The 14234-nt window shown below is 67.8% G+C and carries 8 protein-coding genes and 6 pseudogenes; 1 reads left to right on the plus strand and 13 read right to left on the minus strand.

Annotation, left to right across the window (positions count from 1 at the left end):
• Window positions 1-101 precede the first annotated feature (101 nt).
• The 12 genes and pseudogenes from ACZK2V_RS06525 to ACZK2V_RS06580 all read right to left on the minus strand — a co-directional run.
• Window positions 102-854, minus strand: a pseudogene (locus tag ACZK2V_RS06525) (arginase family protein); the annotation flags it as partial.
• A gap of 134 nt (window positions 855-988) precedes the next feature.
• Window positions 989-2047 (minus strand): annotated as a pseudogene (locus ACZK2V_RS06530) (GNAT family N-acetyltransferase); the annotation flags it as partial.
• Window positions 2048-2076: 29 nt separating this feature from the next.
• A complete protein-coding gene (locus tag ACZK2V_RS06535; protein WP_201118482.1) occupies window positions 2077-3477 on the minus strand; it encodes an aspartate aminotransferase family protein in 1401 nt (466 codons plus the stop codon).
• A 62-nt stretch (window positions 3478-3539) separates the two neighbouring features.
• Window positions 3540-4254 (minus strand): annotated as a pseudogene (locus ACZK2V_RS06540) (MtnX-like HAD-IB family phosphatase).
• A 174-nt stretch (window positions 4255-4428) separates the two neighbouring features.
• Window positions 4429-5631: a DegT/DnrJ/EryC1/StrS family aminotransferase gene (locus tag ACZK2V_RS06545; RefSeq protein WP_486323029.1), complete on the minus strand. Its 1203-nt coding sequence runs from the start codon at window positions 5629-5631 to the stop codon at window positions 4429-4431.
• 10 nt (window positions 5632-5641) lie between these two features.
• Entirely contained in the window at window positions 5642-6040 is a 399-nt protein-coding gene (locus ACZK2V_RS06550) for a DMT family transporter (protein WP_049424527.1), read from the minus strand.
• A complete protein-coding gene (locus ACZK2V_RS06555; RefSeq protein ID WP_012479558.1) occupies window positions 6037-6396 on the minus strand; it encodes an EamA family transporter in 360 nt (119 codons plus the stop codon). Before ACZK2V_RS06555 ends, ACZK2V_RS06550 begins: the two co-directional genes overlap by 4 nt.
• A gap of 1 nt (window position 6397) precedes the next feature.
• Window positions 6398-7232, minus strand: a pseudogene (locus tag ACZK2V_RS06560) (alpha/beta hydrolase).
• 79 nt (window positions 7233-7311) lie between these two features.
• Window positions 7312-8691: a sensor histidine kinase gene (locus ACZK2V_RS06565; RefSeq protein ID WP_005412674.1), complete on the minus strand. Its 1380-nt coding sequence runs from the start codon at window positions 8689-8691 to the stop codon at window positions 7312-7314.
• Window positions 8688-9369: pseudogene (locus ACZK2V_RS06570) on the minus strand (response regulator). Before ACZK2V_RS06570 ends, ACZK2V_RS06565 begins: the two are co-directional and overlap by 4 nt.
• 132 nt (window positions 9370-9501) lie before the next feature.
• Window positions 9502-10629, minus strand: coding sequence for a metallophosphoesterase (locus tag ACZK2V_RS06575; protein ID WP_486323030.1), 1128 nt, complete (start codon window positions 10627-10629; stop codon window positions 9502-9504).
• A 73-nt stretch (window positions 10630-10702) separates the two neighbouring features.
• Window positions 10703-11152 (minus strand): winged helix-turn-helix transcriptional regulator, encoded by a 450-nt coding sequence (locus tag ACZK2V_RS06580; protein ID WP_049399611.1) that lies wholly within the window; start codon window positions 11150-11152, stop codon window positions 10703-10705.
• A 77-nt stretch (window positions 11153-11229) separates the two neighbouring features.
• Between ACZK2V_RS06580 and ACZK2V_RS06585 the strand changes: the two are divergent.
• Window positions 11230-12446, plus strand: a pseudogene (locus tag ACZK2V_RS06585) (MFS transporter).
• A gap of 95 nt (window positions 12447-12541) precedes the next feature.
• Here the strand turns inward: ACZK2V_RS06585 and ACZK2V_RS06590 are convergent.
• Window positions 12542-13957, minus strand: a complete 1416-nt coding sequence (locus ACZK2V_RS06590; protein ID WP_049399641.1) for a GGDEF domain-containing protein — start codon at window positions 13955-13957, stop codon at window positions 12542-12544.
• Window positions 13958-14234 lie beyond the last annotated feature (277 nt).

The following is a 14234-nucleotide window of genomic DNA, read 5'->3' on the forward strand; positions in this document are numbered from 1 at the left end:
CGCTGCCTGGGTCTGGTAGTTGCCAACCTTGGTTGGCATTGCCGGCCAGCGGCCGGCACTACCGAAGCCACGCTGGCCAACGGCCGGCATTACCGACGCGGTCAGCAGGCGGTCGGCACGGCGGCCATCGCCGCCAGCAGCTCGCGGTTCACCTGCTGGTGCCGCGCCTGCCACAGCGGTAGATCCCCGGCGCTGACGTCAGGCTGGCCATCCAGCGACGACAGCCAGCGTTTGAAGCGGCTCTGGTAGTTGGCCAGCGACACCTCACCGGTGATGTCACTGCCGACCAGGCCGCCGGCGCGCAGGGCTTCGATCACCACCAGCGCGTGTTCCAGCTGGAAGCGGCCCTGATCCCAGTTGCTGCGGGCCACGTCCTCGGCAAACACATCCTTGTCGATCGACAGGTAGGTCGGCTGCGGCGACTTGGCCTGCTCGGCAGCGAACGCGGCCACCAGCGCTTCGGGATGCTCGAAACGGCGGAAGGCGTGGCCCATGCCGAGGCGATGCCCCCAGCCCACGTCCACGTCCATGCACCAGTAGGTCAGGCGACCGCCGATCAGCGGGCGCCAGTGGTTCTCCCAGGCATGGCCGAGGCCGATGTCGCTGGAGGTGATGCCGAGCACGTGGATGTGCGAGATCTGCGGCAGCTTGCTGGCGGCGTTCACCCACGACCCGCAGTGCATGCCGAACGGGAAGCGCATGTTGTCCGGATGGTTGTCCAGCACCACCAGCTGGAACGGCGCCTGCGTGCGCATGCGCTGCAGCAGCGGCAGGCTGAGGTGATGGAAGTCGCCACTGCCGAGCATGACCGTGCCGAGCGGGGCCGGCAACGGTGCCAGCACTTCAGTGGCGAAGGGGGGGGGGGGGGGGGGGGGGGGGGGGGGGGGGGGGGGGGGGGGGGGGGGGGGGGGGGGGGGGGCTCCGGGGGGGGGGGCGCCCCCCCCCCGGGGCCGGGGGGGCGGGGGGGGCGCCGGGGGGGCGGGGCCGCCCCTCTCTGGGGTTCTCCCTGGGGGTGCGGGGCGCCCCTGCGCGGGGGGGCGCGCAGCAGCGGGGAACGGGCGTGGATCGCATGCCGGGTGGAGGTGAAGCGGGCACCCAGTTCGGCCTTGATCCGCGAATCGGTCCAGCCGGCCACGTAGTGGCTCAGGCTGTGCTGCAGCGCGTATTCGAGGTTGTGCATCCAGCTCACCGCGTACAGGTTGTGCTCGCGGGACTGCGGATAGGCCAGGCCGATGTACTTGTCCACCAGCTTGCCCGCATGCACGTAACACAGGTTCCAGCCGATCAGCTGGCCCTGGTGGCGGTACAGGAACATCCGTCCCTGGCCCTGGCTGTCGGCCAGAAGATGCTGGAAGTAGGGCAGGTCGAGCTGGTCGAAATGCACCGCGCTCTGCGCGTACACGCCCAGGTACAAGGCATACAGTTCGGCCTGCAGCTGCGGGTCGGCCAGGGCCGGATCGCCGGTGGCGATGCAGTCGATCTGCAGGTCGTCGCGCGAGCGCAGCTTGCGCCGGATGTTCTTGCGGCGCGAAGACGACAGGCGGCCGAGATAGCCATCGATCGAATCGAAATCGATCGCCACCCAGGCCAGCGGCATGCCTTCCAGTTCGACGAAGCCGCGTGCCAGCAATGCCTGCAGGAAGGCACCGCTGTGTGCGTTGGCCGCGTCGTCCAGCAGCGGCGAATCGATCGCCAGGTCCTTGACCACCAGAAGGCGCGTATCGCCGATCGCGTGACGCGTCACGTCCTCAGCCAATGCTTCTGGTGCGACGTGCGCGGGCAGCGGGGTGTACTCGGTGCTGGTGGCACCGACGAAGCGGGTCTTCCAGGTGATCCACGGCCGCCACAGGCGCGACAGCGGCAGGCCAAGCAGCTTGCCGCGCAGCCCGTCATCCATCGTCGTGGTCAGGTCCAGTGGCGCACGGAAGGTCGGCAGGCCGCTGGGAAGGCGGCCTGCCTCGAATCCGAGCGGCGGGTGGGCCAGGAAGCCCTCCAGCAGCGCGGCCGGTTCCAGCGCGGTGCTGGACGCGCGTGACGTCATTTCCATCGGCACGGGAACCGGCAGCGCATCGGACCTCAGCCCTTGGCCTTGGTCAGCGCCTGGTCAAGCAGGGTGATCGCCAGGTCGATCTCTTCGTAGCTGATGTCCAGCGACGGCGCGAAGGTGATCACGTTCTTGTACCAGCCACCCACGTCGAGCACGAGGCCCATGCGCTTGCCGTCGTGCAGCAGGTCACCGGCCAAGCCGATGTCGACCATGCGATCCAGCAGTTCCTTGTTCGGCGTGTAGCCGTCGGTCTGGCAGATTTCCGCGCGCAGGGCCAGGCCCAGGCCGTCGACGTCGCCGATTTCCGGGTGGCGCTTCTGCAGGCCACGCAGGCCGTCGAGGAAGTACGCGCCCTTCTCCGGCACGGTGCGCTCGTAATCCATTTCCTTGCCCAGCTTCAGCACTTCCAGGCCCAGGCGGGTGCCCAGCGGGTTGGAGTTGAAGGTGGAGTGGGTAGAGCCCGGCGGGAACACGGTCGGGTTGATCAGCTCTTCGCGCGCCCACAGGCCCGACAGCGGGTTCAGGCCGTTGGTCAGCGCCTTGCCGAACACCAGCACGTCCGGGGTCACGCCGAAGTGCTCGATGGCCCACAGCTTGCCGGTGCGCCAGAAGCCCATCTGGATTTCATCGACGACCATCAGGATGCCGTACTTGTCCAGCACGCGCTTGAGGCCGGTGAAGAAGTTGCGCGGCGGGATGACGTAGCCGCCGGTGCCCTGGATCGGCTCGACATAGAACGCGGCGTACTCCGCCTGGCCGACCTTGGGATCCCACACGCCGTTGTATTCGCTTTCGAACAGGCGCTCGAACTGCCACACGCAATGGTCGGAATACTCTTCCGGGGTCATGCCCTTCGGGCGACGGAACGGGTACGGGAACGGAATGAACATCGCGCGCTCGCCGAAGTGGCCGTAGCGGCGGCGGTAGCGGTAGCTGGAGGTGATCGACGACGCACCCAGGGTACGGCCGTGGTAACCACCCTCGAAGGCGAACATCAGGCTCTTGCCGCCACGCGCGTTGCGCACGATCTTCAGCGAGTCTTCAATGGCCTGCGCGCCGCCGACGTTGAAATGCACGCGGCCGTCGAGGCCGAACTTCTCATGCATGTCCACGGCAATGGTCTTGGCCAGCTGCACGCGGGTCGGGTGCAGGTACTGGCTGGCGACTTGCGGCAGGGTGTCGATCTGGTCCTTCAGCGCATCGTTCAGACGCTTGTTGCTGTAGCCGAAGTTGCAGGCCGAGTACCACATCTGCAGGTCGAGGTAGGGCACGCCCGCACCGTCGAACATGTAGCTGCCTTCGCCGCGCTGGAAGATCTTCGGCGGGTCGACGTAGTGGACGGTATCGCCGAAGGAGCTGTAACGGGCTTCGTCGGCCAGCAGCTGCGCGTCGGAGGCGGCGGCGTTGGCGTTCTTGTCAAAAATGTTCATGCAGTTCGGTTCCGTGAAGGACGTTCGAAAGAGGTAGCGGGGGCGTGCTTGGAAGGGAGTGCTCAGGCGGTGGCCAGCAGCAGGGGCAGTACGGCGGGCTGCGGGCTGGCGTCGATACGACGTGGCTGCAGCAGGCTGCCATCGAGCAGGCGCGGCAGCAGTGCGATTGCATCGTGGAAGGTATCGATGGCGGCATGCTCGATGCCGGCATGGGTGCAATGGGTGATCAGGCGACGCTTGGCGAACACGAAGTCGGCATCTTCGGAGACGCAGAAATCCGAACTGCCATCGCCGATCATCAGCACACGCGGTGCTTCGTTGGCGCGCCTGCGCAGCGCAGGTGCACTTGCAGGTGCCGCTGCGGCAGCCTTCGGCCTGGTAGGGCGATTCCAGTTCCCAGTGGTCATCGCACCAGCGCAGGTGGTTGGCCACCACCGGCAGTTGCGACAGGCCGTGGTTGGCGAGGATGCGGTGGATCGCATGGTCCAGGCCGTCGCTGACGATGCGCAGCGGCACGCCCAGCTGTTCGGCACGGCTGACAAAGGCGGCAAAGCCCGGATCGATCTGCACCTGGTCCAGGTGGGCGTCGAGCGTGGCCGGGTCCAGCTTCAGCAGCCTGACCTGGCCCTGCATGCATTCGCGCGAGCCGATCTTTCCCGCTTTCCACTGGTCTTCCAGTTCCTGCCAGCCCGGCTGGCCGTATTTCTCCAGCAGCGAGTCGATGACATCTTCGAGGCTGATGGTGCCGTCGAAGTCACACAGGATGCTCCAGTGCATGGGCAGGTCCGTCGATGAAAGGAACGTCCGGCGCGATGCCGGGCCAGGCTCAATGTAGGCAGGCAGCCTTTCTCGTTCCTTTCCTGTTGAAAGCCTGCATTGCAGGGCGCGGAAAGCGTTCAGGAAGGTGCATGGATGAATGCGCGGGGCGCACTCCATCCGTGCGTCCTGGCGTCACGCGCGGGCCAGTGCCCGCAGTATTTCGGCGGTCTCTTCACGGGTCTGCCAGGCGCTGTTGCCGAGGGTCAGCATGCGTGCGGCGAAGTCGCGTGCGTTGGGCATGTCGTCCTGCGGCACGATGCCGCGCAGGTAGGCATAGCCGGGCAGGGCATGGATGAACATGCGGCTGGCGCCAAGCCCGCGTGGCCACAAGTCCTTCAGTACTGCATCGCGGGCGCGTTGGCTGGGCAGCAGCAGCATCAACAGTGGCCAGGTGCCACCGCTACCGGCCAGCCCATCGACCACCTCAACGGCAGGCAGCTGTGCCAGCTGCACCCGCAGCTGCAACGCACGCAGCCGACCGGCCTGAAGGAATGCCGGCAAGCGCCGCGCGGCATGCGCGCCGATGTTCTGCCGCCACTGGCTGACCCGGTGCTGCGGGATATCCAGCGGGAAAATGTCACCGACCGCATCTTCCAGATCGTCACGCTGAAGCGCATTGCGCAGTGGATTGCCATACACCAGTGACAGCAGCGAAGGGCGATAGCAGGCAGCAAGGCCCAGCAACTGCACGCTGCGCAGCAGCTCCCAGCGCAGGCTGGAGCGAACGTGCTGGACGGCATGTTCGGCCAGCGCAGCACGCAGTTCGTCATCGCGGCTGACCAGCAGGCCGCCTTCATGCAGGCTCAGCCCCTTGCCGGCGGCCAGGCTGAAGAATCCGATATCGCCGCGCAGGCCGACACTGCTGTTGCCGACCCGTGCGCCGAGTGCCTGCGCGGCATCTTCGATCACCCAGGTGCCGGCGTTGCGGGCGACTTCGCAGGCCAGCTCGACATCGGCAATGCGCCCGCCCAGGTGGGTGGGCAGGATCGCCAGCGTGCGCGCATCGGCCAGCCGCTTGAGCTGGCCGGGGTCGAAGTCGAAATGACCGCGCCGGGTATCGCACAACTGCACGCGCAGGCCCAGGCTGTGCACCGCGATCGGCACCAGCGGGCAGGTATAGGCCGGCATGATCACGGTGTCGCGCTTTGGCGCACGCTTGCGCAGCGTGCGCAGGGCGATCAGCAGCGCGTGCGTGCCGGAACAGGTCAGCTGCAGCGGCGGTGTGCCGAGCTGGCTGGCCAGGATGTCACGCAGGTCGCCGCCACCGGGAAGGAAATCGCTGGCCTGCATCGGCAGGCCGGCGGTTGGTGGCAGTTCGCGCGCGAACAGGCTCATTGCAGCGTGCTCACGTCGTGGTTTCGGCAGGGCTGTGTGGGTCGTCCGCCTCGGCGCGGCCGAGGCAGACGATGCCGGCCACGATCAGTACCGCACCGAGCAGATGGTGCAGGGTCAGCGGCTCGTTCAACAGCCACGCCGACAGCAGCAGCACGCTGATCACTTCCAGGTGTGAGGCAGCAAAGGCGGGACCGATCGGCGCATGGCGCAGCAGGCTCATCCAGGTGAAGAATGCACCCACGTAGCCGAGGATGGCGCCGTAAACCCACGGCTGCGACAGCACGCGCAGCAGCCAGGCGGTGTTGGCCTCGACCGGCAACGCGGCGTCACCGGCGTACTTGAAGCACAGCTGGGCCAGCGTGTCGAAAGCCATCAGCAGCGGGAAGCCGATCACATACAGGCGCCTCATGAGCCGGCCCCCACCACGGCTACGCCGGCGGTGACCAGCAGCATGCCGGTCACCCGCAGCGGCGTGAGTTTCTCGCGGAACAGGAAACGGCCGGCGATCATCAGCGCGACGATGTTGATCGAGCCCAGCAGCACGCCCTTGGACAGCGGCACCAGCGACAGGAACGCGATCCAGGCGACGAACTCAAGCACGTAGCAGGCGATGCCGATCCACAGCCAGGGACGGCTGAGCATGTGTTTCCAGCGCTGCAGTCCTTCGCCCTCCTGCGGGTCGCTGGCGGCGGCCTTGAAGGCGAGCTGGCCACCGGTATCGAGCACGACATTGGCCAGCCACAGCAGCGTGGCAAGCGCCCCCATGTCAGGCCACCGCCTTGAGCACGCCAGTGCGTTCACCGATTTCGGTGAAGAAGCGCGCTGCGGCGGATCACATCGCGGCGTTCGCGGTCGATGGTGATCATGTGGTAACTGTCTTCCAGCACCACCAGTTCCTTCGGGCCGCTGACCCGCGACATCACCAGCTCGGCGTTGCCCATGCTGGCCACGTCGTCCTCGCGGGCGTGCATCACCAGGCACGGCGCGGTGACCTGGTGCAGGTGGCGGCGGGTCCAGTTGCTCAGGGCGCGCATTTCGGCCAGGGCGTGCCAGGGGTTGCCCGGCAGGCCGGCGGCGGCGCTGTCGCCGGACAGCATGGCGGCACTGACCTGTGCACGCAGGCGCTCGTCACGTAGGCCGTACGGCGGTTCTTCCATGAACATGCGGTCGCGGCCGATGTTGAAGCGCTTGAACCACGGCAGCAGGAACGAGAAGCGGGCCACGGCGGGGATGTTCCAGCCGTCATAGCGGAAGGTGGCGCCGTATACGCCAACCCCGGACACCCACTCGGGGCGACGTGCAGCCAGTGCCAGCGACAGCACCGCGCCCATCGACAGGCCGCCGACGAACAGCTGGTCGACCTTGCCGCGCAGGGTTGCCGCCGCATCTTCCACGCCCTGGTACCACTGTTCCCAGGTGGTCGCCAGCAGGTCATCCACGCTGCCGCAATGGCCGGGCAGCTGCACGCCGTGCACGGTGAAACCGGCGTTGTTCAGCCCTTTGCCCAGCATGCGCATTTCCGCCGGGGTGCCGGTCAGGCCATGGACCAGCAGCACGCCCTGTGGGCCACCGGGGAGGAAGAAGTCGTGCGATTCGGTCACCTGGCGGCTCCGGGACGGCAGTGGGGATGGCAGGATCGCAAGCGCGATTTTCGCCAGCCTTTCAGCGCCCCGGGCCGGGTCAGGGCGCCTTCAGCAGCGGCAGCGTGATGGCGACCTTCAGTCCGCCACCTGGGCGGTTCAGGAAGCTCAGGCGGCCGCCGAAGTGCTCCACCGCCTCGTGCGCGATGGCCAGGCCGAGGCCGGTGCCGCTGGCAGCGGTGCCCGGCGCCCGGAAGAAGCGCTCGCCCAGCCGTGGCATCACGTCGTCGGGCACGCCAGGGCCGTTGTCTTCCACATACAGTTCGACATCATTGTCGTCCAGCGCGTGCACGCCCACCGTGACGGTTGCATTGCGGCCGGCATAACGCAGGGCGTTGTCGATCAGGTTGTCCAGCGCTTCCTGCAGCATGGCGCCGTTGCCGAGTACACGCAGCGGATGGGGACTGCCGCGGTAGCCCAGATCGATGCCATCGCGGATCGCCTCCGGTACGCGCATGCCGACCCACTGCGGTACCAGCTCGCACAGGTCCAGTGCCTCCACGGTATCGGGCACGGTCTGCGCCCGGCTCAGTGCCAGCAGCTGGGTGCTGACCCGCGCGGTGCGCTGGTTGAGCCGGCGGATGTGCTGCAGCGCCTCGCGCACTGTATCGGGGTCGCCATGTGCCAGCGCCTGGTCCACGTGCAGGGCCATGCCCGCCAGCGGCGAACGCAGCTGGTGCGCGGCATCGGCGATGAAACGGTTCTGCAGGGTGATCATTTCCGCCTGGCGGGCAAACAGATCATCGATGGTGCTGATCAGTGGCTGGATCTCCTCGGGCACGTCGGCATCGGAGATCGGCGCCAGTTCGCCGCGGCGCTGGGCCAGGCGGGTCCTCAGCGGGGTCAGGATGCGCAGGCCATAGGTCACGCCGAACCAGACCAGCGCTGCGGTACCCAGCGCCAGCATGGTCATCAGCGGGATGATGATCATCAGGATCTCGCGCGCACGCTGCCGGCGGTCGGCCATGCTCTCGGCCACGGTCACCGCCAGCTGGTCCTGCGGATCGTTCATCGCCTGCGTGCAGACGGTGGCCATGCGCACCTGCTGGCCATTGAGGTTGCCGTCGTACAGCGCCGGATGCACACCGGTGCAGTCCTGCGAAGGGGCGTACGGGCTGAAGTCTGCATTGCCGCTGAGCGTACCCATGCGGCTGCTGTCGACGTTGAAGTAGCGATGGCCGTCGGGGTCGTACTCGATCAGGAAGCGCGCCTGCGGAGACAGGTCGCTGGTCACCGGCATGGTGCTCAGCATCTGCGCGAACGAATGCGTGTCGTCGATCAGGTTGCGGTCGTGGATGCGGTTGGAATAGTCCAGCGCAACGTAGTAGGCCAGGATCGTGTTGAAGGTGAGCAGGCCCAGCATCGGCAACGCCAGAAAGGCGAGCAGGCGCCGGCGCAGGCTGGGCGGGCCACTGATCACGGCGTGCTTTCGTCCTGCGCGTCTTCCAGCATGTAGCCCAGCCCGCGCACGGTGCGGATGCCCATGCCGCCGGGCTGCAGCTTGCGGCGCAGGCGGTGCAGGGCGATGTCCAGGCCGTTGTCGGTGAGGTCCTGGCCCCAGTCGCACAGCGCCTCCACCAGTTGCGCGCGACACGATGCGCTCGGCGCGTACCGCCAGTGCCGACAGCAGGCCGAACTCGCGCGCGGTCAGTTCCAGCGACTGGTCGTCGATCCACACGCGGTGCCCGGCCAGGTCCAGGCGCAGGCGGCCGATGCGCAGGTCCGGGTTGCCATTGCTGGTGACCCGCCGCAGCTGCGCACGCACGCGTGCTTCGAACTCGTCCAGCGCGAACGGCTTGACCAGGTAGTCATCGGCGCCCAGGTCGAGCACGCGCACGCGCTCGGCCAGGCCGTCGCGGGCGGTCACCACCAGCACCGCCAGGCCATCGCCGCGCTGACGCAGGCGCTGCAGCACATCGCGGCCATCCAGCTGAGGCAGGCCCAGGTCCAGCACCAGCAATGCGTACTGGGTCGAGCCCAGTGCCGCGTCGGCGTGCGCGCCGTTGTCGACGTGGTCAACCACGTGCCCCTGCCGGCGCAGCGAGGCGCACAGGCCGGAGGCGATATCCGGGTCGTCTTCAGCAATCAGAACGCGCATGCGCGGGGGCTCCTGTAACGGTCAGGCCCACCGGATGGACGGGGTGGGCCTCTCGGCTGCCGAGGGTAGCCGCAAACCGGCTGCAGGTGGAGCGCGTCGGCACCTCCCGGCACCGTCGCGCTGTCCCTCCATTCAGTCCTGCAGGCCCGGCTCACCGAGCGCCAGCGGCACCCGCGAGCCATCCAGCAGGCCACGGCTGAGCCTGCCATTTTCGATGAACAGCAGTTCGCCGTTCTCGCCGTTCTTGATGCTGCTGTCGATGGCGATCACGCGGTCGCCATGGAAGCTGCTGACGTGTGGCATCGAGGTGTGGCCGACCACGATGCGTTTGAGCTGCAGGCGGTCGAGTACGGTCTGCACCCCCGCGGTGTCGAGGCGGCCATCGAAGTAGCCGCGGTACCAGATCGGGCTGGTCTTGCCGTCATACAGCGGTGCGGTGGCCGGGTCGGCCTTTACTTCGGCCTTTGGCAGGCCCAGTGACGCCTGGTAGGCCGCATTGGTGCGCGCCGGGTCCAGCGCCAGCTGCACTGCCTCGGGCGAAATGCCGCCGTGCAGGAACAGGGTGTCGCCGATCTTCAGCAGCACCGGGCGGGTGCGCAGCCACTGCCCGATCACCGAATCGGCACCGTACAGCTGCGGGTAGCTGCGGCCGAGCAGCTGCGCGCTGCGCAGGTACTTCGGGTTGACGTAGCGCAGGTCGTCGTACAGCACCATGGTTTCGTGGTTGCCGAGCACGAAGTGCACCGCGCCGCCGGCGGCGGCCGCCTGCTGCTGCAGGCCATACAGCAGCCAGAAGGCCTCGGTCACCTGCGGGCCGCGGTCGAACACATCGCCGGCGATGACCAGCGTGTCCTTGCCCAGCGCCCAGCGATCCTGGGCATCGATGACCTGGTGGGCGCGCAGCAGGCGCACCAGCAACCCGTACTGGCCATGGATGTCGGACAGCGCAACGATGCGCGGCACGGCCGGCAGCACGGAAACCGAAGGCGCATTCGGGGCAGCCACGTGCACCGTGTGCTCGTAGCCGCAGCGCGGGGCGATGTCGGTACCTGCGGCCTGCGTGGCAAGCGTGTGCGACTCGACCTTGTCGTCGCAGATCCATTTGGCCTGCAGCTGGTCGCCCTGGCGGAACATATAGGGGCCATCGGCCTGCACGTGGTCGGCGGGCGCGGCAACCTCGCGGGCCTGCGTGGTTGCTGTGGCGCAGGCCAGCAGCGGCAACAGCAGGGCGGTCAGCAGGGAAGGGCGATCGCGCGACATCGGCGGCATCCAGTGGCGGAAAGACCCGATGCTAACCGGCGCGGGTGTTCGTCGGTGTGCGCGAATGGGCGGATCAGGTGTCGCGCCCGCCGTCCCTGAGCTTGCGCACGCGGGTGGCGGTGGGCTGAAGTGGCTGGCCGTCGCGCCCGCGCGGCTGCATGTAGGGCAGCGGCCGCCGCGTCGCCGATTCGATCAGCTGTGAATGGGCTTCACCGGCCTCGAAGCGATGGCGTTCACCCCATTGGCGCAGCGCGACCAGCAGCGGGAACAGTTCCTGGCCAGCGGCGGTGAGCACGTATTCCTGGTAGGCCGATCCATCGGAGGCCGGCTGCAGCTGCAGGACGCCGGCCTCTACCAGCCGGCGCAGGCGGTCGCTGAGGATGTTGCGCGCCGCACCGAGGCTGCGCTGGAAATCACCGAAACGGGTGACGCCATCGAAGGCATCACGGATGACCAGCAGCGCCCAACGGTCACCGAGCAGATCGGCGCTGCGGGCGACGGGGCAGGGGCTGTCGGCGTGCATGGGGGACCTCTCTGATGTGGTTGCAGTTTAAAACCAATGGCAGTAGCCTGCATCAAGTTTCAAATTGCAACCACATCATGAGTGCCATATCGCTTCCCCGCCCGCTGCTGGTCCTGCTCGCGGTTGCCGCAGGTGCCAGCGTTGCCAACGTCTATTACGCGCAGCCGCTGCTGGATCAGCTTGCACGCGCCTTTGCGCTGGAGCGGGCCGTGGCTGGCGCGGTGCTGGCTGCTACCCAGGCCGGTAGCGTGCTGGCGTTGCTTGGCCTGCTGCCGCTGGCGGACCGTGGTGACCGGCGACGCCTGCTGCGGCTGCAGTTGATCGCATTGGTGCTGGCGCTGCTGTGGCTGGCAGCGTCACGCACGGCGGGCTGGCTGTTGTCGGGCATGCTGCTGGCCGGCTTGCTGGGCACGGCGCTGACCCAGGGCCTGATCGCCTATACCGCCATGCTGGCACCGCCCGAGCAGCGCGGTCGCGTGGTCGGTGTGGTGCAGGGCGGCGTGTTCATCGGCCTGCTGCTGGCGCGCGTGGTGTCCGGTACGGTGGCGGCGGCCTTTGGCTGGCAGATGGTCTACCTGTTGTCAGCGATGGTGATGGCGGGGTTGGCGGCGCTGCTGTGGCGGCGCCTGCCCCCAGTACCGGTGCCGTCGGTTCCCCCACGCTGGCGCGAGCTGCTGGGCTCGATGCTGGGCATGCTGCGCCGCGATCGAACGCTGCGCGAACGTGGGCCGCTGGCACTGCTGCTGTTTGCCGGCCTCAATGTGTTCTGGGCGGCGGCACCCTTGCCGCTCTCGGCGCCACCGCTGCATTGGTCGACCGCCGCCATCGGTGCACTGGGCCTGGCCGGGGTGATCGGTGCGCTGCTGGCGGCGCGGGTAGGGCACTGGATGGACCGTGGTTTCGCGCATCCGGTCAGCGTCGGTGCGCTGTTGTTGATGCTGGTTGCGTGGTGGCCCTTGCTGGGCCTGCCGCAGTCGCTGTCGTTGCTGCTGTTGGGCGTGATTGTGCTCGACCTGGGTGGGCAGGCACTGCACGTATCAAACCAGGCATTGCTGCTGCAGCGCCGGCTGAACAGCATGGACGCCTGGTAGCTTTGTACATGCTGTTCTATGCGGTGGGCAGTGGTGCCGGTGCAGCGGCCGGGCCGTGGATGCAGGCGCGCCATGGCTGGCCGGCGGTATGCCTGTTGGGGGCGGGCATCGCGTTGCTGGCGCTGCTCTGGTGGGCAGCGTGGCGGGTGGTGGCGGTGAAAGCAGCGGCCGGCGGCCGTATCGGTAGTGCCGGCTGTCAGTAGAGTCGACTGTCAGTCGACTGCTCTTCGCCCTGCGTGCGAAAAACCCCGCGGTGCGCGCGATAGTCGACCCGCGGTCGACTCTACCTGTCCTGCCGTCATCGCTGCAGTGCGCGCCGTCCCGGCGCTTCCTGCAGGTCCGCACTGGCCACCACCACGCGGTTGCGGCCGCTGCGCTTGGCCTCGTACATTGCCGCGTCGGCACGGGCCATCAGCCGCTCGTAGTCCGGATGGCCGTCGTGGCCGGCCACGCCGATGCTGGCGGTCAGTGCCAGCACCTGGCCGTTGGCCAGTGCCACCGGCGACTGTGCGATCTGCCGCCGCAGGCTCTCGGCGATCACGGTCGCCTGCGATTCGCTGGCAGCCACCAGTACCACCACGAATTCTTCGCCGCCATAGCGGAACAGGTAGTCGCTGCCGCGCGTGAGCTGGCCGAGCAGGCCGGCGACGTGCTGCAACGCGCGGTCGCCGGCATCGTGGCCGTGGCCATCGTTGATTGCCTTGAAGTGATCCAGGTCGAGCAGCAGCAGCGAGAATGGTGTGCGGTTGCGTGTGGCCAGCTCGATTTCCCGGCGCAGCACGGTGGGCAGGAAGCGACGGTTGAGCAGGTTGGTCAGCGCGTCGCTGCCGGCATCCAGTTCGCCGATGCGCTCGAACAGCAGTGTCATCAGGGTGCGGATGGCGGCCAGGTCCTCGCGGATGGCCGGCAGCACCGCCAGTCGCTGCGCCGGAGCATCGCCGCTCGCGCGCTGCAGGTGGCCATCAATGCGGGCCATCAACTGGCCCACCTGCTGCGTTTCGCTGCTTTCGCCGAAGCTGGGGATGCCCTTGTGGGTGAACCACAGGCCGAACTCCGAGGTAGCCAGGCTGGCGTTGTCGCTGGCCTGCACGTGGCCGGCCAACGCGTAGAGCAGGGCGTTTTCCCAGTCCAGCAGCAGTGCGCGCTGGCGCTCGCGTTCGGTACCAACGTTCTGTACCAGCGAGAACAGCCGGTAGGCGGCGTCGGCACGGGTGGAGCGCTCGCGCGCGTGGGTGTAGGCCAGGGTCATGCCTTCCATGGCGATGTCCATGATCGCGCTGAGGCAGTCGATGGCGGCAAATGCGGTGTCGCTGTCCGGTGCATCGTCGCGCAGGCGCACGAACAGTTCGTGCTTGAGCACACGCGCACCGCGGGTAACCAGGTCGACCGGAATGCCGACGCGGGCGTGCACGTCGCCGATGATCCGCTGCGAGGCCACGGTGTTGGCGATGCCGCTGGCATCAGTGGTCAGCAGCTGCGCCAGCCAGCGCTGCATGGCCGGCTGCAGGCGCTGCTTGACCTGGTCGTGGGACAGAAAACGGCGCGCACGGGTGTCCTGCAGCAGTACTTCGTAAAAGCGCTGGGCCAGCGCGGGTGGGGCATCGGTAGCAGCGGCCTTGAGCAGCGCGGTGGCGGCAGGGCCGGCCTGCAGCAGGCACTGCTGCCAGGCCTCGGCCAGCGGCTGGCTGGCATCGTCCAATTGGGGTGGTTCCACGTCGATCTCTGACTGCGTACGGCAAACCACGGGTATCGGCCGCGGCGGCATACGGTTGATGGCGGGTTAGCCGGCCAGTTTACGCGCGGTGCAGGGTTGCACGGTGCGCAAACCACATCGGCGCCGCTGCGGTAATGAGTGAACGCATTTGAGAATCAATCGCATTGATGGGAGAATGCGCGCACGGAACGGGCTGCAGGTGCCTGCTGCAGGACTGCTCCGCCTCCCCCTCGTCGTTGCCTCAAGCCCTTTGCCAGAGGCCCCGTAGCCCTGCCAG

The sequence above is a fragment of the Stenotrophomonas sp. 93052_Sma genome, from assembly GCF_056481145.1.

Bases quoted from the DNA above. Each gene is read 5' to 3' on its own strand.
- ACZK2V_RS06535 (WP_201118482.1), bottom strand. From the start codon at position 3,477: ATGAACATTTTTGACAAGAACGCCAACGCCGCCGCCTCCGACGCGCAG.
- ACZK2V_RS06545 (WP_486323029.1), bottom strand. From the start codon at position 5,631: ATGAGCCTGTTCGCGCGCGAACTGCCACCAACCGCCGGCCTGCCGATG.
- ACZK2V_RS06550 (WP_049424527.1), bottom strand. From the start codon at position 6,040: ATGAGGCGCCTGTATGTGATCGGCTTCCCGCTGCTGATGGCTTTCGAC.
- ACZK2V_RS06555 (WP_012479558.1), bottom strand. From the start codon at position 6,396: ATGGGGGCGCTTGCCACGCTGCTGTGGCTGGCCAATGTCGTGCTCGAT.
- ACZK2V_RS06575 (WP_486323030.1), bottom strand. From the start codon at position 10,629: ATGTCGCGCGATCGCCCTTCCCTGCTGACCGCCCTGCTGTTGCCGCTG.
- ACZK2V_RS06580 (WP_049399611.1), bottom strand. From the start codon at position 11,152: ATGCACGCCGACAGCCCCTGCCCCGTCGCCCGCAGCGCCGATCTGCTC.